Source organism: Burkholderia lata, assembly GCF_902499025.1.
GTDB classification, from domain to species: domain Bacteria; phylum Pseudomonadota; class Gammaproteobacteria; order Burkholderiales; family Burkholderiaceae; genus Burkholderia; species Burkholderia lata_C.
Map to the genome: position 1 here is coordinate 1 of NZ_CABVPW010000073.1, position 19,059 is coordinate 19,059.

The 19,059-nt window shown below is 68.5% G+C and carries 18 protein-coding genes; 13 read left to right on the forward strand and 5 right to left on the reverse strand.

All coding sequences use genetic code 11. The features are described from left to right. Positions 1 to 137: 137 nt before the first annotated feature. Together BDI24065_RS39520 and BDI24065_RS39525 are read right to left on the reverse strand one after the other, a co-directional pair. On the reverse strand, positions 138 to 1,184 hold the full coding sequence (locus BDI24065_RS39520; RefSeq protein WP_039354360.1) for an ABC transporter substrate-binding protein: 1,047 nt from the start codon (positions 1,182 to 1,184) through the stop codon (positions 138 to 140). A 50-nt stretch (positions 1,185 to 1,234) separates the two neighbouring features. Further along, positions 1,235 to 2,407 carry an LLM class flavin-dependent oxidoreductase gene (locus BDI24065_RS39525; protein ID WP_175035755.1) on the reverse strand — a complete coding sequence of 391 codons (1,173 nt, stop codon included), beginning with the start codon at positions 2,405 to 2,407 and terminating at the stop codon, positions 1,235 to 1,237. Positions 2,408 to 2,862: 455 nt separating this feature from the next. On the opposite strand from BDI24065_RS39525, the gene BDI24065_RS39530 reads away from it, so the two are divergent. From BDI24065_RS39530 to BDI24065_RS39545, 4 genes are read left to right on the forward strand one after another with little or no spacing between them, the layout of a single operon-like run. After that, on the forward strand, positions 2,863 to 3,939 hold the full coding sequence (locus BDI24065_RS39530) for an ABC transporter substrate-binding protein (RefSeq protein ID WP_175035756.1): 1,077 nt from the start codon (positions 2,863 to 2,865) through the stop codon (positions 3,937 to 3,939). A gap of 31 nt (positions 3,940 to 3,970) precedes the next feature. Continuing rightward, positions 3,971 to 5,077 (forward strand): PhnD/SsuA/transferrin family substrate-binding protein, encoded by a 1,107-nt coding sequence (locus BDI24065_RS39535; protein ID WP_175035757.1) that lies wholly within the window; start codon positions 3,971 to 3,973, stop codon positions 5,075 to 5,077. Then, on the forward strand, positions 5,077 to 5,892 hold the full coding sequence (locus BDI24065_RS39540; RefSeq protein WP_175035758.1) for an ABC transporter permease: 816 nt from the start codon (positions 5,077 to 5,079) through the stop codon (positions 5,890 to 5,892). Before BDI24065_RS39535 ends, BDI24065_RS39540 begins: the two co-directional genes overlap by 1 nt. Before the next feature lie 16 nt (positions 5,893 to 5,908). Continuing rightward, on the forward strand, positions 5,909 to 6,697 hold the full coding sequence (locus BDI24065_RS39545; protein WP_175035759.1) for an ABC transporter permease: 789 nt from the start codon (positions 5,909 to 5,911) through the stop codon (positions 6,695 to 6,697). On the opposite strand, the gene BDI24065_RS39550 is transcribed toward BDI24065_RS39545, so the two are convergent. Further along, the gene (locus BDI24065_RS39550) at positions 6,688 to 7,806 is read right to left on the reverse strand and encodes a sigma-54 interaction domain-containing protein (RefSeq protein ID WP_175035760.1); all 1,119 of its coding nucleotides are present in this window, start codon (positions 7,804 to 7,806) and stop codon (positions 6,688 to 6,690) included. The genes BDI24065_RS39545 and BDI24065_RS39550 overlap by 10 nt on opposite strands. Before the next feature lie 120 nt (positions 7,807 to 7,926). Then, positions 7,927 to 8,607, reverse strand: a complete 681-nt coding sequence (locus BDI24065_RS39555; RefSeq protein ID WP_175035761.1) for a class II aldolase/adducin family protein — start codon at positions 8,605 to 8,607, stop codon at positions 7,927 to 7,929. Positions 8,608 to 8,995: 388 nt separating this feature from the next. Between BDI24065_RS39555 and BDI24065_RS39560 the strand changes: the two genes are divergently transcribed. The 9 genes from BDI24065_RS39560 to BDI24065_RS39600 all read left to right on the forward strand — a co-directional run bounded on the left by BDI24065_RS39560 (position 8,996) and on the right by BDI24065_RS39600 (position 17,200). Continuing rightward, complete coding sequence (locus BDI24065_RS39560) at positions 8,996 to 10,279, forward strand: lipase family protein (protein ID WP_175035762.1); 1,284 nt, start codon at positions 8,996 to 8,998, stop codon at positions 10,277 to 10,279. Positions 10,280 to 10,426: 147 nt separating this feature from the next. Next, a complete protein-coding gene (locus BDI24065_RS39565) occupies positions 10,427 to 10,717 on the forward strand; it encodes a co-chaperone GroES (protein WP_011356207.1) in 291 nt (96 codons plus the stop codon). A 12-nt stretch (positions 10,718 to 10,729) separates the two neighbouring features. After that, positions 10,730 to 12,370 carry a chaperonin GroEL gene (gene groL, locus BDI24065_RS39570; protein WP_047851824.1) on the forward strand — a complete coding sequence of 547 codons (1,641 nt, stop codon included), beginning with the start codon at positions 10,730 to 10,732 and terminating at the stop codon, positions 12,368 to 12,370. 178 nt (positions 12,371 to 12,548) lie between these two features. Next, the gene (locus BDI24065_RS39575) at positions 12,549 to 13,163 is read left to right on the forward strand and encodes a LysE family translocator (protein WP_175035763.1); all 615 of its coding nucleotides are present in this window, start codon (positions 12,549 to 12,551) and stop codon (positions 13,161 to 13,163) included. A gap of 58 nt (positions 13,164 to 13,221) precedes the next feature. Beyond that, positions 13,222 to 14,514, forward strand: coding sequence for a hypothetical protein (locus tag BDI24065_RS39580; RefSeq protein ID WP_175035764.1), 1,293 nt, complete (start codon positions 13,222 to 13,224; stop codon positions 14,512 to 14,514). Between the two features lie 441 nt (positions 14,515 to 14,955). Continuing rightward, a complete protein-coding gene (locus BDI24065_RS39585; RefSeq protein ID WP_175035765.1) occupies positions 14,956 to 15,327 on the forward strand; it encodes a DUF6697 family protein in 372 nt (123 codons plus the stop codon). 58 nt (positions 15,328 to 15,385) lie between these two features. Then, positions 15,386 to 15,604 (forward strand): hypothetical protein, encoded by a 219-nt coding sequence (locus BDI24065_RS39590; RefSeq protein ID WP_011356211.1) that lies wholly within the window; start codon positions 15,386 to 15,388, stop codon positions 15,602 to 15,604. 132 nt (positions 15,605 to 15,736) lie between these two features. Next, on the forward strand, positions 15,737 to 16,258 hold the full coding sequence (locus BDI24065_RS39595) for a PTS sugar transporter subunit IIA (RefSeq protein WP_175035766.1): 522 nt from the start codon (positions 15,737 to 15,739) through the stop codon (positions 16,256 to 16,258). A 48-nt stretch (positions 16,259 to 16,306) separates the two neighbouring features. Further along, positions 16,307 to 17,200, forward strand: coding sequence for an amino acid kinase family protein (locus BDI24065_RS39600; RefSeq protein WP_175035767.1), 894 nt, complete (start codon positions 16,307 to 16,309; stop codon positions 17,198 to 17,200). Positions 17,201 to 17,258: 58 nt separating this feature from the next. Here BDI24065_RS39600 and BDI24065_RS39605 read toward each other — a convergent pair. Continuing rightward, a partial coding sequence (locus BDI24065_RS39605; RefSeq protein WP_175035768.1) for a family 2A encapsulin nanocompartment cargo protein cysteine desulfurase occupies positions 17,259 to 19,059 on the reverse strand: 1,801 nt, incomplete at its 5' end.

Here is a 19,059-nt window from a genome sequence, read left to right on the forward strand (position 1 = left end):
GCCACCGCCCTGCCCGCCGCGCCGCTCGCACCCGCACGCGGCGCAGCGCGCGCCGCATGCCGGCGCGCCGGCGGCACGCCGTAATCGATCGTCAGACCTGTCATGCTCCACTCCTTGCAATGACGCGCCGCGGCGCGCTACGCGACCCACGCATGGCGTTGCCGGTCGATGCGCGTGAACGGTGCCGGGTCGATCCAGGCGCGCGCATCGAAATCCTGTTCGAGAAAACCCCACTCGACGAGGAAGTCCTTGAACGCGACCAGCCCGTCGATCGACGTCTGCGCGAGCCCCGTCTCCAGATGCCGGTGCACGTCCGCGCCGTACGCATAGCGCACCCACTCGTCGGACGCGCGCGTCTCGCGGCCGATATAGGCGACCGTCTCCGCCGGATGGCGCGCGGCCCAGTCGCCCGCCCCCACCACCACCGACAGGAAGCGGCTCACGAGATCGGGGCGCGCGTCGATCAGTGCGCGGTCGACGGTCAGCGTGCGCGGCGTGCCGTTGCCGATCCGCACGAGCGGATCGGGGTGCGCGCCGAGATCGATGACGACCTGCGCGTCGATCAGGTGCACGGTTTCGAGCCCTTCGACACCTTTCACGAACACCGCGTCGACCTCGCCGCGCACGAGTGCCGCGATCTCGATCCCGTACTCGTGCGGGCCACGCGTGAACGAAGCGGGCCCGGTGCGGCGTTCGCGTTCGTCGGGCAGGTCGACCCATTCGGCGTCGCCATGCCCGAGCCCTTCCAGTTCGAGCGCACTCAGGAAGCCCTTCAGCGCGGCCGCCCGCCAGAAATCGATGCTGATCGGATGGCGCGGCAACCCGAGCCGCCGGCCGCGCAGATCGCGCACCGAGCGGATGCCGCGATCGGGCAGCGTGACGATCGCCTGGAATTCGTTGGTCCACGACAGGCCGATCACGCGCGTGTCCGCGCCGCGTGCCCGCGCCCATAGCGCAGGAATGTTGCCGCCCTGCCGGAACGAGTGCGGCAGGCTGTGATCGAAATGCGATTCACGCTTGCCGGCGTCGGCCGTCTCCTGCAGCGAATTCAGCGTGATGCCGTCCGGCCCGAACTCCTCGTCGAACCAGCCGCGATGCACGGCAATGCCGAGCGCGGTCGGCACCGGGCAGCGCGTGTACCAGAGTGCGTCGCAAGCCGTGGCCTGCGCAGCGAGTGTCGTCATGGTGAATGTCCTTGTCGATGTCGTTGGATGGCGCGGGAATGCCGTTGCGCTCATGCGCCGGCCACGCGCAGCGCCGCCTGCGTGCCGCGCGCGTTCAGCGCACCGTCGACGAGCGGCAGCACTTCCTCGCCCACGCGGTACGCCTCCTCGAGATGCGGGTTGCTCGCGAGAATGAACGTCGAGACGCCGATGTCGACGTATTCCGCGAGCCGCTCGGCCACCTGCTCGTGGCTGCCGACGATCACGCAACCGGGGCCGCCGCGGATCTGCGACATCCCGGCCCACAGGTTCGGGCCGACGATCAGGTCGTCGAAGTGCTGCGTGTTGCCCTGATGCAGCGCGAACTGGCGTTTCGCGCCGACCGATTCCGACGACTCGCCACGCCCGCCGAAGCCGTTGCGCGTCGCGTCGCCCACCGTCGCGAACATCTGCCGCAACTCGGCCCACGCCTGCTCCTCGGTTTCGCGCGCCAGGATGTCGATGCGCATGCCGAAGCGCAGGTCGCGCTCGGCGTTCTGGCGGTCGAGCGCGCGGCGTGCCGCGTCGATCACCTCCTTCTGTTTCGCGAGCGGCTCGCCCCAGCTCAGGTGCACGTCGCCGTGCTTCGCAGCGACCGCGAGCGCCGCGTCGCTCGCGCCGGCAAGGTAGATGCGCGGCGGCTTCTGGCCGCTCAGCGGCGGCAGCAAGCCACCGGCTTCGACGCGGTAGAAGCGGCCGTCGAACGTGAACGGGTCGCCCGCCGCGACGCCCTTCACGACATCGAGGAATTCGTCGGTGCGCGCATAGCGGCTGTCGTGATCGATGAAGTCGCCGTACGCGCGCTGGTCGGGGCCGCCACCGCCCGTGACGACGTTCCACTCGACGCGCCCGCGGCTGATCCGCTGCAGGCTCGCGGCCATCTGCGCCGCATAGACCGGATGCACGAAATGCGGCTGCAGCGCGATCAGGAGCCGCAGCCGGCGCGTCTCGCGTGCCAGCGCGGCCGCCACGACCCATGGCTCCTCGGTGAAGCGGAAGATCGGAATCAATGCGCCATGAAAGCCGGCGATATCGGCCGCGCGCGCGACCTGCGACAGATAGTCGATGTAGCCGAAATCGTCGTCGTCGACTTTCGGCGCGACGCGCGATGCGCGCTGGCGGTTCCATTCGCCGCGCGTATGCAGGTCGTGTGCGCGCCGGCCGTCGCCGTGCATCGGCAGGCGCCACAGAAATTCAACAGCCATCGGAGTTCTCCTGGTCGGGCCATTCGGATTGCGTGCGGCATCGGCGTGCCGCGCGTGTGCTGCGCTGTAAAGCACGCGGTGTGCCAACGCGCTCGACACGGCGCGTGCCGGCCCGTCGATGAAGGCGCACGACGCCTTGTCGGTCGGGCATCAGCGGGAATCGTGCAGCGCGCACCAGTTGTTGCCGGCTACGGCGAAACACGCCCAAATCGCACTGCTGCATCGCCCCCACCGCTGCTGCGCGCGCAACAGCGGCCGACGCGACTGTTGCTGGCGCAACAGGCCACGATCCGACGCGAGCATCGAACTTCCCGCGCGACGCCCGCGCCGCGTGCGGCCGCGCCGTTTCCGCTCACTGGCCCGGAACTTGCAACGTTGACCGGCCCGCGCGTGCGACACCGACACCGTGCGCGACCGGGCTTCAACCATGCTCAAGCAGAGAGGGAATCTCACCCATGACAGACAGGCCCGATTCGTCATCGGACAAGCAGCAGACGTTCTGGTACGCCCGATCGCCCGTGCCGACTCCGCTCGGCATCGCCGTGCATCTCGGCTGGCTCAACGGCGAGACGTCGGCCGACGGTGTCGCGATCCGCTCGCCGCGTGGCGCCACGCGGCACGACGTGTCGTCGATCAGCGACCACACGCTCGCGCAGTCGTTTCGCCAGGGCGGCAGCATCCCCGCGATGTGGGCGCGCTCGAACGGCGCGAACACGCGCGTGATCGGGCTGTCGTGGGTCGACGAATCGCAGTTGATCCTCGCGCGGCCCGAGTCGGGCATCCGTTCCGTAAAGGCATTGCGCGGGCGCCGCATCGCGATCCCGAGCCGCCCCGACGACCGCATCGACATCTTTCGCGCATCGGCGCTGCGCGGCTTCAGCAACGCGCTGAGCCTCGACGGGCTGACCACGCGCGACGTCGAACGCGTCGACGTGCGCGCTCGCACGCTGCAGGCCGTCGGACCGGCGCGCGCGGCGGACCTGTTCGCGTCGCCGCACGGCTTTTCGAGCCGCGCGCTGTACGCGGCCGAAGCCGGCGCGCTGCTGCGCGGCGAGGTCGACGCGATCTACGTGAAGGGCTCGACCGGCCTCGAGATCGCGCAGCTGATCGGCGCGCACGTCGTGATCGACATAGGCTTTCATCCGGAGCGCTCGATCCGCAACAACAACGGCACGCCGCGCCCGCTGACCGTCAATGCCGACGTGCTCGCGAATCATCCGGACATCGTCGCCGGCTTCCTGAAGCTCGTGGTCGCCGCCGGCGACTGGGCCGGCACGCATCCCGACGAAACCGCCCACTACGTGGCCGGCGAAACCGCGTCGTCGATCGACTGGGTCCGTGCCGCGTACGGCAACCAGCTGCACCGGCATCTCGGCGTCAACCTCGACGACGAATCGGTCGCCGCGCTCGACGACTTCAAGACGTTCCTGCACGACCAGGGTTTTCTCGAAGCCGATTTCGACGTCGCCGACTGGATCGACCCGCGCCCGCTCGCCGACGTGCTGCGGCCGTCGCTGCAAAAGCGCGCGTGAGCCACTTTTCCGCCCACCGTTCCGGACCATCATGAAACACACGCTCTCCCTCGCCTCGCTGCGCCGCCCGCTGCGCGCGCTGTTCGCCGCGCTGCCGTTCGCCGCGGCATCGCTCGCCGCTCCGGCCGCGCATGCGGACGACGCGCCCAAGGTGGTGCGAATCGCCGTCGTCGCCTATTCGAGCGGCGGCAAGACGCAATACGCGGGCGCCTCCGCGCTGATCGACGCCGACAAGTCGCTCGAGAAAGCACTCGCCGCACGGCACGTGAAACTGCAATGGGTGCCGGTGTCGACCGCTGCGGTCGGTACGCTCGTGAACGAGGCATTCACGAACGGCAGCATCGATTTCGCGGGCTACGGCGACCTGCCGTCGGTCGTCGTCAACGCGTCGGGCACCCATACACGCCTGATCGTGCCGGGCGGTGTCGGCAGCAACACGTATCTCGTCGTGCCGGCCGGCTCGGCCGCGAAGTCGATCGTCGATCTGAAAGGCAAGCGCATCGCGCTCAATCGCGGCCGGCCGTGGGAAGTCACGTTCAGCAAGCTGCTCGCCGAGAACGGGCTGAAGCTGTCCGACTTCAGGATCTACAACCTCGACCCGCAAGCCGGTGCGGCAGCCGTCGCGGCGGGCCGCGTCGACGGCTTCTTCACGCTGTCCGACGCGTATTCGCTCGTCGACAAGAACGTCGGCAAGATCATCTGGTCGACCAAGACCGCGCCCGACGACTGGAAGATGCGCGCGGAACTGTGGGCGTCCGACGATTTCGTGCGGCGCTACCCCGACGTCACGCAGCTCGTCGCGACGGCCTACGTGCGTGCCGCGCACTGGATCTCGCAGCCGCAGAACCGCGACGCGTACGTGAAGATCCTCAGCGCGTCCGGCCAGCCGGAAAGCGTCGTGCGTCGCGAATACGCGGATGAGGCGACACCGTGGAAGGAGCAATGGACGCCGCTCTTCACGCCCGCGCTGACCGGCCACTACCGCGACGTCATCGCGTACAGCCGCCAGGCCGGCCTGACGTCCACGCCGGTCGACGTGAATGCGCTGCTGGCGCCGACGTTTGTGTCGACCGCGCTCAAGCAGCTCGGGCTCGACGGCTACTGGCGTGCCGACGCGGCGCGCGTCGCGAGCCGCTGATGCCGATGCATGCCCTCGCGTCGAACGGCACACGCGCGCTCCGTCTGCCCGGCATTGCACGGCTCGGCGGACTCGCGCTGTGGTGGGCCACGCCCGTCGCGTTCGTCGCGCTGTGGTGGCTCGCGAGCGCGCAGCGCTGGTTCCCGCCGCAGCTCGTCGTGCCGCCCGAGCGGCTCGCGGCAACGCTGCGTACGCTGCTCGACTCGGGCGAACTGTGCGACAACCTGCTGATCACGCTGCATCGCCTCGCGCTCGGCTTCGCGATCGGCGCGACCGGCGGTGCCGCGTTCGGCATCCTGCTCGCGCGCAGCCGGCTGTTCGCCGACTACCTGCGGCCGACGTTCGACCTGCTGCGGCAGGTGCCGACGCTGACGCTGATTCCGCTGCTGATCCTGCTGATCGGCGTCGACGAGCCGCTGAAGCTCGTCGTCGTCGGCAAGGCCGTGTTCTTTCCGGTCGCGCTGGCCGCATACACGGGCGTGCACGACGCGCCGCGCGATCTCGTCGAGATGGCGCGGCACTACGGGCTCGGCCGCTTTGCGCTGCTGCGCGACGTGCTGTTGCCGGCCGCGTTGCCGCCACTGCTGACCGGCGTGCGGATCGCACTCGCGCGCGCATGGCTCGCGCTCGTCGCGGTCGAGCTGCTCGGCGCCGACAGCGGGATCGGCCAGATGATGGAACTGGCGCGGCAGATGCTGCGGCTCGACGTCGTGCTCATCGACGTCGCAGCGATCGGGCTGATCGGCTTCGCGATCGACCGGTCGATCGCACTCGTGCAACGCTACGCATTGCGCTGGCAGACGCCCGCGCGCTGAACGGACAGGTTTCTGAATGACCCTCGCCAAGCCCCCCTTCTCGATCGCCGCGCTGCGCCGTCGTGCGCGCGGCCTCGTCGTGCCGGCCCTGCTGGTCGCCGCGTGGCAATACGCGTCGTCCGGCGATGCGGCCCATCAATACGCGTTCGTGCCGTTGCAGCAGGTCGGCGCCGCGCTCGTCGAACTCGCACACAGCGGCGAACTCGCGACGGATCTCGGCGCAAGCCTGCGGCGCACGACGCTCGGCCTGGCTGCGGGCGTCGTATTCGGGCTCGTGTTCGGCGCGGCGATGGCACGCTCGACGCTGGCGCGCAAGCTCGGCGAGCCGGCGTTCCAGGCACTGCGCTACGTGCCGCTGCTCGGACTGATTCCGCTGCTGAGCTTGTGGGCCGGCACCGGCGAATTCGCGAAGGTCTTCATCATCGCGCTCGCCGCGTTCTACCCGATGACCACCGCCAGCTTCGACGGGCTGCGCCGCGTCGATCCGCGCTACGTCGAACTCGCGCAGTCGTATCGCCTGACGCGCATCGGCCTGTGGCGCGACGTGCTGATCCCGGGCGCACTGCCCGACCTGTTCGCGGGCGTGTTGCAGGCCGTGCCGTTCGCGTGGATCACCGCGACCAGCAGCGAGCTGCTGTTCAATGCGGGCGCGGGGGTCGGCAGCCTGATGCAGAACGCGCAGGCGGGCGCACGCGCCGACGTGTTGCTGGTCTGCGTGCTGGGCGTGACGGCACTCGCCGTCGGCATGAGTGCGCTATGCGAGCGAATCGCGCAGCGCGCGCTGCGCTGGCGCGATCACGCCTGACGGCGCAGCCGCGCGTCGGCGTCGCCCGCATCGCGCGGCTTCAGGATGCCAAGCTGCGCGAGCCGCGCGCGCACGATGTTGCGCGACTGGTCGAGCAGGCGCGACATGCGCAGCTGGTTGTGGTCGCTGTAGTCGAACACGCTGCGGTACACGGTGTCCTCGATGTGCTGCCACAGCGCCGGCGTGCCGAGATCCAGCAGCTCGATCACCGCGTGGCGCAGCGCATCGGTAGCCTCCGCCACGTCGCGCGCACGGCGCGGCGGTGCCGCCGCCGTGGTGCGCGGGTCGCCGGCATCGGGCGCAAGCGACAGCGCGGAAAACTGCAGGTCGCTCACATCGATCGCGCCGCCCGCACAGATCAGCACCGCATGGTGGATCACGTTCTCGAGTTCGCGGATATTGCCGGGCCATGCGTGCGCATGCAGTCGGGCGCGCGCGGCGTCCGTCAGCGTCGGCGCGGCCACGCGCAGCCGCTTCGCATAGGTGTCGATGAAGTGCTCGATCAGCGGCGCGATGTCGCCTGGACGCTCGCGCAGCGGCAGCAGGCTCAGCTTCACGACGTTGAGCCGGTAGTAAAGATCCTCGCGGAAATTGCCTGCGCGCACCGCGGCTTCGAGATTCACGTTGGTTGCCGCGACGAGCCGCACGTCGATCTTCACGGTCTTGCGCGAGCCGACCGGCGTCACTTCGCGCTCCTGCAACACGCGCAGCAGCTTCACCTGCGCGGACAGCGGCAGGTCGCCCACCTCGTCGAGAAACAGCGTGCCGCGGTTCGCGGATTCGAACCAGCCGGGCTGGCTGTTGATCGCGCCGGTAAACGCGCCGCGTTCGTGGCCGAACAGCTCGCTTTCGATCAGCGTCTCGGAGAATGCGCCGCAGTTGACCGCGACGAACGGGCCGTCGTGGCGCTCGCTCAGCGAATGCACGAGGCGCGCGATCAGCTCCTTGCCGGTGCCGCTCTCGCCGGTGACGAGCACGGTCGCGTCGCTTGGCGCGACGAGCTGGATGCGCTCGAGCAGCACCCGCGATTTGGGATCGTCGAACGTCAGCGCCTTCGCACGAATCGTGATCGCATGCGAAGTCGGGTCCGGCAAGCTGAAGATGGCCATGGCAAGACCGGCGTGTTGAACGGGGAAGGTTCGACGATAGCAAGGCGCGCGCCGGCCACGAACCAATTCATCGAGCTATCGGTATGACGGCGGCCGGATTGCGCCGGCCGCCGCGCGGCGTCACGCGAGGCCGGTCATCTTCCATTGCTGCTCGAGCGCGCCCGGGCCGAATTCGAGCGAGCCGCCGAGCGGTTCCGCGAGCGCCTGGAAATACGCGGCTTCCTCGAGGATCAGGATGTACTTCGATACATCGAGGATCGATTTTCCCCAGAACGTCGCGCCGCCGTTCGCCTCGATGATCGCCGGTACCTCGGGATCGCGGCGGATCGTATCGACGATGAAGCGCGGCTCGCCGGGACGACGATCGACATACACCGGAATCTCGCGGGCACGTGTGTAGCGCGCGGCCGGCGCATAGCGGATCGGCAGCGGACGATGCGCGCTCGCCCAGGCGCCGAGGTACGGGCCATGCACATGGATCACGACGCCGACTTCCGGCGCTTCACGGAACACGTCCGCATAGCGCGGCCCGTTGCCGCCTGCGCGCGCGTCGCCGTGCAGCACGTCGCCGTCGAACGTCACGACGACGGGCTGGATCTCCTGCGACGCGGCCCACGGGCTCGGCGCCGACAACGCGACGATGAGTTCCGTGCCCGGCACGCGCTGGAACGCCTGGAACGTGTTGGTCGCGGACAGCGTGCGCGTGTCCTTCAGCACGCGCGCGGCCTGCGTGAATTCTCGCGTGGCACGCTCGACGAATGCCACGAGCTCGCCGCTGTCGATGGTTGAGGTGACGGACATGAGGACGGTTTCCTTGATCGGGTGGATGGTTCGGCTCGCATCGCAACGCCGTAACGCTGCAAAGCACGGCCACTGGATCAGCAGCAATCGTGCCAGCCGGGCATGCAAGCGTCGAAGGCCCGCGCCACGGTGCGCGTGCGGCTTGCACGATGCGCGCCGTGCGATTCACGCGTATGCCTCTGTTGCGGGAGCAACAGCCCGCCGGCCCGGATTGCTGCGCGACACGCAGCCGGTGCTTGCGCGGACGGCCCGACGCGCAACGCGATGACCCGTCGCGCCGTGCGCTGCCTCGGCAACGCGCGCGCTGGTTCGAAACTTGCGTCATGGTCGGCCCGCGCCGCGCGCTGTCCGGCGCGTCCGATCCGACTTCACCGACACCCATCCGACCATGACGCTTCTCCCCCTGCGCGGCTACACCGCGCGCACGCTGCTGGCTTCGGCACTCGCCATGGCGTCTCTCCTCTCGCACGCGGCTTCACCCGGCCACGTTCCTGCGCCCGACCCGCTGCAGGGCGACGGCCGCGTGTCCGCGTTCTACACGTGGGACCGCGACATTCCGGCGACGCCCGGCGCGCTGCTGCGCACCGAGCCGCTTCCGGCGACGCTCGGGCTCGCGAGCGCCGGCCGCCAGCTGCGCATCCTCTATGCATCGACCGACGGTGTCGGCGGCCGCACGCCGATCGCCGTGTCGGGTGCGCTGTTCGTGCCGCGCGGCACGCCGCCGGCCGGCGGCTGGCCGATCGTCGCGTGGGCGCACGGCACGTTCGGGATGGCCGACATCTGCGCGCCGTCCTGGTTCGGCCGCTCGTATCGCGACGTGCGCTACCTGAACGCATGGCTTCAACAAGGATTCGCGGTCGTCGCGACCGACTATCAGGGGCTCGGCACGCCCGGCCCGAATCCGCAGCTCAACAACCGCTCGAACAGCTACACGCTGCTGGACAGCGTGCGCGCGGTGCTTGGCGGCGTACCGGGCCTGGCGAACGAAGTCGTGCTCGTCGGCCAGTCGCAAGGCGGCTCGGCCGTGTTCGCGGCGGCCGGCTACGCGCCCGTCTATGCGCCCGAACTCGCGATCCGCGCGACCGTTGCCACCGGGACGATCTACAACGCATCGCCCGCCACGCTCGCGTCGCTGCCGAAGTTCGACAGCGCGTACCGGCGCGCCCCCGAGCGCGTCGATCCGACGCTCGCGTACCAGTTCTATTCGGTGCTCTCCGCGCAGCAGATCGACCCGTCGCTGCGCGCGGACGAGGTGCTGACCGAGCAGGCGTTGCCGATCCTCGAACAGGCGCGCATCAGTTGCCTCGCGTCGCTCGAGGACGACGCGGCACTCGCGCACCTTACGCACGCGAACACCGTGAAGCCCGGCGGCGATGCGCGGCTGAAGGCATGGTGGGATGAGTACCTAAAATACCCGACGCTGAAGATCGCCACGCCCGTTTTCATCGGCGCGGGCGCGGACGACGGGCTCGCGCCGCTCGAACTCGCGCTCGCGAAGGACGCATGCGCGGCGGGCACGACCGTCGAGGCGCACCTGTATGCGGGCCGTGAGCATAACGGCACCGTAAACGCGTCGCTCGCCGATTCGATTCCGTTCGTGAAGCGCGTGCTCGCCGGCGAGACGATCCACCCGATCTGCACGCCGGCCGCGCAGCAGGCCGAGTCGCAATAGCCGGCGCCACACGCTTTGCACGACGGCGCGAATGCATTTCCGAATCCGTTATTGGATCGCGCCGCCGCGCATTTTTATACTCGTCAGCACGCTCTGCAAAAGAGTGCCAGCCCATCCCGACAGAACAAATCAGCACAGGACGAACCAATGAGCCTACGCCCCTTGCACGACCGCGTGATCGTGAAGCGACTCGACCAGGAAACCACCACCGCGTCGGGCATCGTGATCCCCGACAGCGCCGCGGAAAAGCCCGACCAGGGTGAAGTGATCGCCGTCGGCCCCGGCCGCAAGGATGCGGACGGCCAGCGCATCGTGCCCGACCTGCAGGTCGGCGAGCGCGTGCTGTTCGGCAAGTACGCGGGCCAGGCCGTCAAGGTGGACGGCAACGAGTTTCTCGTGCTGCGCGAGGAAGACATCGTCGCGGTCGTCAATCAATAACGGAGCGCAATCATGGCAGCGAAGGAAATCATTTTCAGCGACGTCGCACGGGCCAAGCTGACGGAAGGCGTGAACATTCTCGCGAACGCGGTGAAGGTCACGCTCGGGCCGAAGGGCCGCAACGTCGTGCTCGAACGCAGCTTCGGCGCCCCCGTCGTCACGAAGGACGGTGTGTCGGTCGCGAAGGAAATCGAACTCGCGGACAAGCTGCAGAACATCGGCGCGCAGCTCGTGAAGGAAGTCGCGTCGCGCACCAGCGATGCGGCCGGCGACGGCACCACGACGGCCACCGTGCTCGCGCAGGCGATCGTTCGTGAAGGCCAGAAATACGTCGCGGCCGGGCTCAATCCGCTCGACCTGAAGCGCGGCATCGACAAGGCCGTCGCGGCGGCCGTCGACGAGCTGAAGAAGATCAGCCGGCCGACCACCACGAGCAAGGAAATCGCGCAGGTCGCGACGATCTCCGCGAACGGCGAGGAATCGATCGGCCAGCGCATCGCGGAAGCGATCGACCGCGTCGGCAAGGAAGGCGTGATCACCGTCGAGGACGGCAAATCGCTCGCGGATGAACTCGATGTCGTCGAGGGGCTGCAGTTCGATCGCGGCTACCTGTCGCCGTACTTCATCAACAACCCCGACAAGCAGATCGCCGAGATCGAAAGCCCGTACATCCTGCTGCACGACAAGAAGATCTCGAACATCCGCGACCTGCTGCCGGTGCTCGAACAGGTGGCGAAGTCAGGCCGGCCGCTGCTGATCATCGCGGAAGATGTCGAAGGCGAAGCGCTCGCGACGCTCGTCGTGAACAACATCCGCGGGATCCTGAAGACGGTGGCCGTGAAGGCGCCGGGCTTCGGCGACCGCCGCAAGGCGCTGCTCGAGGACATCGCGATCCTCACCGGCGGGCAGGTGATCGCCGAGGAAACGGGCCTGACGCTCGAGAAAGCGACGCTCGCCGAACTCGGCCAGGCGAAGCGCATCGAGGTCGGCAAGGAAAACACGACCGTGATCGACGGCGCGGGCGATGCGAAGAACATCGAAGCGCGCGTGAAGCAGATCCGCGTGCAGATCGAGGAAGCCACGTCCGACTATGACCGTGAAAAGCTGCAGGAACGCGTCGCGAAGCTCGCGGGCGGTGTCGCGGTGATCAAGGTCGGCGGTGCGACCGAGATCGAAGTGAAGGAAAAGAAGGACCGCGTCGACGACGCGCTGCACGCGACGCGCGCGGCCGTCGAGGAAGGCATCGTGCCGGGCGGCGGCGTCGCGCTGATCCGCGTGCGGCAGGCGATCCGCGAGTTGCAGGGCGTAAACGCCGACCAGAACGCGGGCATCAAGATCGTGCTGCGTGCACTCGAGGAACCGCTGCGCCAGATCGTCACGAACGCGGGCGAGGAAGCGAGCGTCGTCGTCGCGAAGGTGGCCGAAGGCTCGGGCAACTTCGGGTACAACGCGCAGACCGGCGAATACGGCGACCTCGTCGAATCCGGCGTGCTCGATCCGACCAAGGTCACGCGCACGGCACTGCAGAACGCGGCGTCGGTTGCGGGGCTGTTGCTGACGACCGATGCGACCGTGTTCGAAGCACCGAAGGACGCGGCGCCGGCGGCGGCTCCTGGCGGCCCGGGCGCGGGCGGGCCGGGGTTCGATTTCTGACGGTGCGGCGCGTGTGCTGGTTCGCCGGCATCCGCGCAGCAAGACGCAGTGATGCAACGCGTGGCGACGAAAGTCGTCACGCGTTTTTGCATTGGATCGGCGAAACAGAGCGACGTGCCGGCCCGCCAGCGCGCTCGGGTAAGATGAAAGCCCGCCCCGACACACCGCCCTCCACGCCATGTCGACCACCGTCACCACCTTGCTGCCGCTTGCCGGCGTCCTGTTACTGAGCGTCGCCAGCCCCGGCCCGAACTTCGTGATCGTCACGTCGACCGCGGTCGCGTCGCGTCGCGCCGGCGTGATGACCGGCCTCGGCCTGGCCGCCGCGTCCGGCACCTGGGCGGCGATCGCGATCGCCGGGCTCAGCCTGCTCGTCACGCATGTCGCATGGGTACACACGGCACTGCGGCTGGCCGGCGCCGCGTACCTGATCTGGCTCGGCCTGAAAATGATCGTGACCGCGCGCAAACCGTTGCCCGTTGCCGCGCCGGCCGCCGCGTCCGACTGGCACGCCGCGAGGAAGGGCTATGTCGTCAGCATGACGAATCCGAAATCGGTCGCGTTCTACGGAAGCATCTTCGCGCTGATGGTGCCGGCCCATGCGCCGGCCTGGCTCGATCTCGCGGTCGTCGCGCTGTCGGTGGCGATCTCGGCCGCGTGGTATTGCACGATGGCGCTGCTCGTGTCGCACGCGTCGGTGCGCGCGCTGCTGGTTCGACGCAAGGCCGTGCTCGATACGACGGCCGGCCTGCTGCTGATGGGTGTCGGCGGGCGGATGCTCGCGGGACGCTGACCGGCTGCGTTTCCGCTCGCGCGGGCGCACACACTTCGAACCTCCACCACGCCCCACCATGCCGACCATACAAACCATTCTCGACGACTACGAACGCCTCGGCTGGACCGGCAACGATCCGATGTCGCAGATGCTGGCGCTACGGCACGACGACCCGGCGGCACTCGCCGACCTCGTGATCGCATCGTTCGATCGCGTGTTGCCGCACGCGACGTTCCTCGACGCCGCGCTCGATCTGATGGACGACACCGCTTTCGTGAAGGTCGCCACCGAAGCGTGGCAGGACATCCGCAACGGCGCATGGAACGAACGGCTTGCGAGCGTGTTGTCGAGCGTGGCAACGCAGACGCCGCAGATGTTTTCCGGTCACTGGGACATGCTCCTCGACGTTTCCACCACGAAGCAGTCGCCGCGCGCGTACCTCGAGGACAACGTGTGGCGGATGCTCGATCCGGCGACGGTCGAACGATGGCGCGACCGGCTTGCCGACGTCCCTTCCGGCAGCAAGGCAGCGCATGCACGTGCCGTCGCGCTGCTCCATTCGCGACAGCCTGCAGCCGTTCGCGACGCGGCAGCGTGGTTGTTTCCGGACGATCCCGGGACGCGCGCCAACTGGCTCATGTCCGCCGGCTACGCTCAGGAACACGACACATTGCGCGCATTGCACGGCGAAACACCGCTGCATATCGACTTCGGGCCGACGCTGGGCGCACCGATACTCCGCGCCCAGCCGAAATGGCAACGCGGGGTTCTCGCGCAGCATGCAACCTGGCGCGCCGGCGATTCGCATCGACTGGACGCGCGCTTTGGCGGCGTATCGTCGCATCGATGCGGCCTGTGTCACGCGCCGCTGCATCGGTTGCTGACACTGCCGCAACCCGCTGAAGCGGGCATCGACAGCGCAACGCCCGTGTCGTTCGACACCTGCCTGTCGTGTGTCGGCTGGGAGAGCAACGGCCCGATATTCCACCGCCACGACGACGCCGGCAACGCCTGTGCGCACCCGTCTCAGCAACGCGGCACCGCGATCCAGCCGGAATATACGGCGACCCCGTTCGTGGAGGCCGACGTTGCACTCTTCGCCGCACCCGCGCGCTGGACGCGGCAGGAATGGGGCCTGTCGAACAGCCGGCAGAACCTGAGCCGCGTCGGCGGCGCGCCGTCGTGGGTACAGTCCGCGTGGTATCCCGACTGTCCGGATTGCGGCCGCAAGATGTCGTTCGTCATGCAGCTCGATTCCGACCTTCCGCAAACAGACGGCGGCGAATGGCTGTGGGGCAGCGGCGGCGCGAACTACACGTTCTGGTGCGCGCCGTGCCGCACCAGCGCACATCTCTGGCAATGCACGTAGTACACAACGCGATCCCGCGCGGGCTCCGCAAGCTTTACGACCTTTTTACTTGCGCCCGCGCATACGTTCACTAGAATGTGTTCGCAATCCATCCATCACCGAGTACGCCCATGCGCATCCGAAGTCCTCGCCCTCCGAGTTGCTTTTCTGCCTGACAGGCAGGACGCCTGCGTCTCTCTGTTCCCGAGCCACCGTCCTGCCAGCAGGCGGACGGTGCGCGCCGTAGTCCTTCCCGTGCACGCTTGAACACGACGTCGATGCGCTGATCGCGCATCGCGCGGGCAAGCGTGTCCGCGCGGACATTCCCGTATCACGACGCGCCATCGATCCGCCGCCGCGGCAACGATCGATTGGCATGCCCGTATCCCGCACGTCGATCCAGCCTCATTACTTTGCATACCTGATTTAACCCACGGAAGTTTCCGCTACCGGAGCCCGGTCATGTTCGAGATCGACAAGCAGTACACCCGCGAATTCATCCACACCGCATGCGGCGGCAGCAAACAGGCGTTCCTGCCGACGAAGAACGGCAAGGTCGTGGCCGCCTGCCTGCGCACGGACCTCAACCCGCACGCGCCCGACGTGATCCTCTGCGACGGCAGCGCGTCCGCGCGGGCGGCCGGCAGGACGCTCGCCGCGCAACGCGATGCGATTCCGGTGTTCATCCGCATGGCAACCGACGCGTACCGCTTCGTCGGCCAGTACGTCGTCAGCGAATCGCTCACCGCACCGCTCGACTGCGCGCCTTACTTGCGCAACAGCAGCTTCACGTCCGGGCAGATCTCGCGCGTGCTCAAGCTCGAGCGCTGCTGACCCGCTTGGCGGGCGCCTCGCGCGCCCGGTCCCGGTCAACTTTCATACAGGAGCAATCATGCTTGGCCTGACGTTCTGGAAACACGTGATCGGTGCGCGGACCGATGCCATCCGCGATGACAGGGCGGCTGCACACGACCGGCACCGACGGGTGTCGAGAACGCTCGTGCTGACCAGCGCCGCGGTGGCGTTCGCGGCGATCGCGTTCGGCGCGCCGGTCGTCGGCATTTCGGTCTTCCTGCTGACGACGCTGCCGTTCGTGCTGTCGGGTACCTGAAGCCGCAAGTGTCGGGCCCGGTTCCATCGGCAATCGATACACAATTTTAATACCGGGCCCCCGCGTATCTGACACCGTCTTTACGCGGTTTTGTCTAGGATTTCCCTGTCATCCCGACACGGAGAGATCCGCATGCAAACGCAGCAGGCCGCCGCCGGCGGCCAACCCGACCTTCCCTACCGACGCGGCGGTGCGCCGTTCGCGACCCGGCTGGCCGACGCCTGCCCGCCGGACAACATCCTGCTCGACGTGCCCGTCGAAAGCGCGATCCAGTTGTTCGACCTCGTCGCTCGATATATCGAGCGCAGCAGCGGTGTGTCCGCGGAGCGGATCAGGACCGAACTGACGAAGCGCGAGCAACTCGGCTCGACCGGCCTCGGCCAGGGCGTCGCGATTCCGCATGCGCGTGTCGCGGGCCTCCGCACGGCCATCGCGTTGTTCGTTCGCGCGCAGTATCCGTTCGCCTTCAACGCACCGGACCGCAAGCCCGTGCGCGAATTCATCGTGCTGGTCCTGCCGCAGGAAGACAACCGCGCGCACCTCGAACTGCTCGCCGACGCGGCGCGGTGTTTCAGCGAACGCCAGTTCCGGCAGGCATCGCGCGACGCGCTGACGCCCGACGAGATTCACCAGCTGATGCAACGACCGCATTGATGCCGCGCCGTGCGGCAACAGGCACTCCCTTCATCCATTCGGATTCCCATGTTCCCAGACCCTGAAAGTCCCACTCTGACGTCGCGGCGCGTAGCCGGCCTGGCGCGCTCGCTGCCGTTCATGCAGGCCCTGCACGGGCAGACCGTCGTCATCGTCGATGGCGGCGCCGCAAGCGATGCGCGCGCTCGTCAGGCGTTCGCGCAGGATGTCGCGCTGCTCGCTCTCACCGGCGTTCGTCCGATCGTCGTCCAGGGTGTGCCGGCCGCGGCCGGTACGCAATCGATCCATGCCGTTCACGCGGCGATGGCGGGCGTCAATCATGAACTGGTGCGCCTGATCGGCAGTCACGGCGCCAAGGCGATCGGTATCGACGGTCACGACGGCGGCCTGCTGGTGGCGCGCGCGGATTCCGACCGCACCGACACGAGCGCGGTCGCACGATTCGACGGCACCGCGCTGAACGCGTTTCTCGAGAACGGGCTGGTGCCCGTCGTGATGCCGGTCGCCCCGGACGCCGCCGGCCACGATCGCCTGCTGCGCGCGGAGCGGCTCGGCAGCCTCTTCGCGCAGCGCACGGGCGCCGTCACGCTGGTGATGATGGTCGAAAGCGCGCTGCTGCGCGAACTCGGCGAGCTCGCCGGGCTGTACGGCATCACGGAACTCGAGCAATGGCTTGCCGAGCACCCGGCCGCCACGGCGGCGCCCTGCGTGCGGGACGCGCTCGATGCGCTCGCGCACGGCGTGCAGAACGTCCATCTCGCCGATATCGGGCAACCCGAATCGCTGATCGACGAACTGCTGACGGAAGAAGGATCGGGGGTCGTGTTCTGCCGCCGCGGCAACACCGACCTGCTGTCGGAAACCCGCCGCTACTTCGCGGATTCGGCCAGCGTGCTGCGTGACGGCTTCAGCGTCGAGCAGAAGCAGGTCGTGCGGTTCTGACTTCTGTAGCGACAAGACGCTTGCGGCGACCCACGCGGGCCGCCGCAAGCGGATGACATCAACGCCGCGTCGCGAGACGCCGCACGACGCTCACCAGCGCATCGACTTCGTCGCAGGTGTTGTAGAACGCGAGCGACGGCCGCACCGTTGCCTCGAGCCCGAAACGCCGCAGGATCGGCTGCGCGCAGTGATGCCCCGAGCGCACCGCGATGCCCTCTTCGTTCAGCGCCTGCCCGACTTCCTCGGTCTCATAGCCCTTCAGCACGAACGACAGCACGCTCGCCTTGTCGCGCGCGGTGCCGACGAGCCGCACGCCCGGCACCGGCGCGAGCACGCTCGTCGCATACGCGAGCAGGTCGTGCTCGTAGCGCGCGATGTTCTCGATGCCGACCCGGTTCACGTAGTCGAGCGCAGCGCCCAGCCCCACCGCATCCGCGATGTTGCCGGTGCCGGCCTCGAACCGGTTCGGCGGCGGCTGGAACACCGTGCGCTCGAACGTCACGTCCGCGATCATGTTGCCGCCGCCCTGCCACGGCGGCATGTCGTCGAGGATCGCGCGCTTGCCGTACACGACGCCGATCCCGGTCGGCCCGTAGATCTTGTGCCCCGAGAACACGAAGAAATCCGCATCGAGCGCCTGCACGTCCACGCGCAGGTGCGAGATCGACTGCGCGCCGTCGACGAGCGCCTTCGCGCCCGCACGATGCGCGAGCTCGACGATCTCCTTCACCGGCACGACCGTGCCGAGCGCGTTCGACACCTGCGTGACGGACACGATCTTCGTGCGGTCGTTGAGCAGCTTCCGGTATTCGTCGAGCAGCACCTGACCCGAATCGTCGACCGGAATCACGCGCAGCTTCGCACCCTTGAGTGCGGCAAGCTGCTGCCACGGCACGATGTTCGCGTGATGCTCGAGATGCGACACGATGATCTCGTCGCCCTCGCCGACGTTCTGCACACCCCACGTCTTCGCGATCAGGTTGATCGCCTCGGTCGTGCCGCGCACGAACACGATCTCGTCGGGCGACGATGCGCCGATGAAGCGCTGCACCGTCTCCCGAGCATGCTCGTACGCGTCCGTCGCACGGCCGGCCAATGCATGCGCGGCGCGGTGGATGTTCGAGTTCTCGTGCGCATAGAAGTACGCGAGCCGATCGATCACGGCCTGCGGCTTGTGGGTCGTCGCCGCGTTGTCGAACCACACGAGCTGCTTGCCGTTCACGCGCTCCTGCAGGATCGGGAAATCGCGGCGGATCGCGTTCACGTCGAACGGCGGGTGCGCGCCGCGATACAACTGGCCTTGCGGCTCGGCTGCGTGCGCATCGTCGATGAAGTAACGCGGCACATCGGCGCCCGACGCACGCGACACCGGCACGTCGCGCTGCACGGCGAGCAGATCGCGCAGCGCATCGTCGCCCGGCAGCCCGAACGCTTCCGGCGATGCGAGGCCGTTCGACGGCACGACGATGTCCTGCGGCGTTGCCTGCCAGCCCTGCAGCGAACCATCGGTGAAGTAGTACGGCGATGCCTTCGCCGCGCCGTCCGGTGCCGGCGCATTCACTTGCGGCACACCGAGCGCCGCGCCGCCGACGCGCGGTTCGAGCGCCGGCGCGATCGACACGACATTGTCGGCCAGCCCGTTCTGTGCGGCCGCATGCGGCGCGAGCGCGGGGGCGCGGTTGCCGAGCGACAGCACGTGCGTCGGCGCGGACGGCGCGAGGTTCGCACCGGGCACCTTCCCTTGCGGGAGCGCGAGACCCGGCACGCCGGTGCCTGCGCCGCCCGGCCCTGCGAGCGGCGAGCCGCCCGGTACCGGGTTGCTGACCGACGCGAGGATCGGCGCGGCGGCCGGCAAGGCC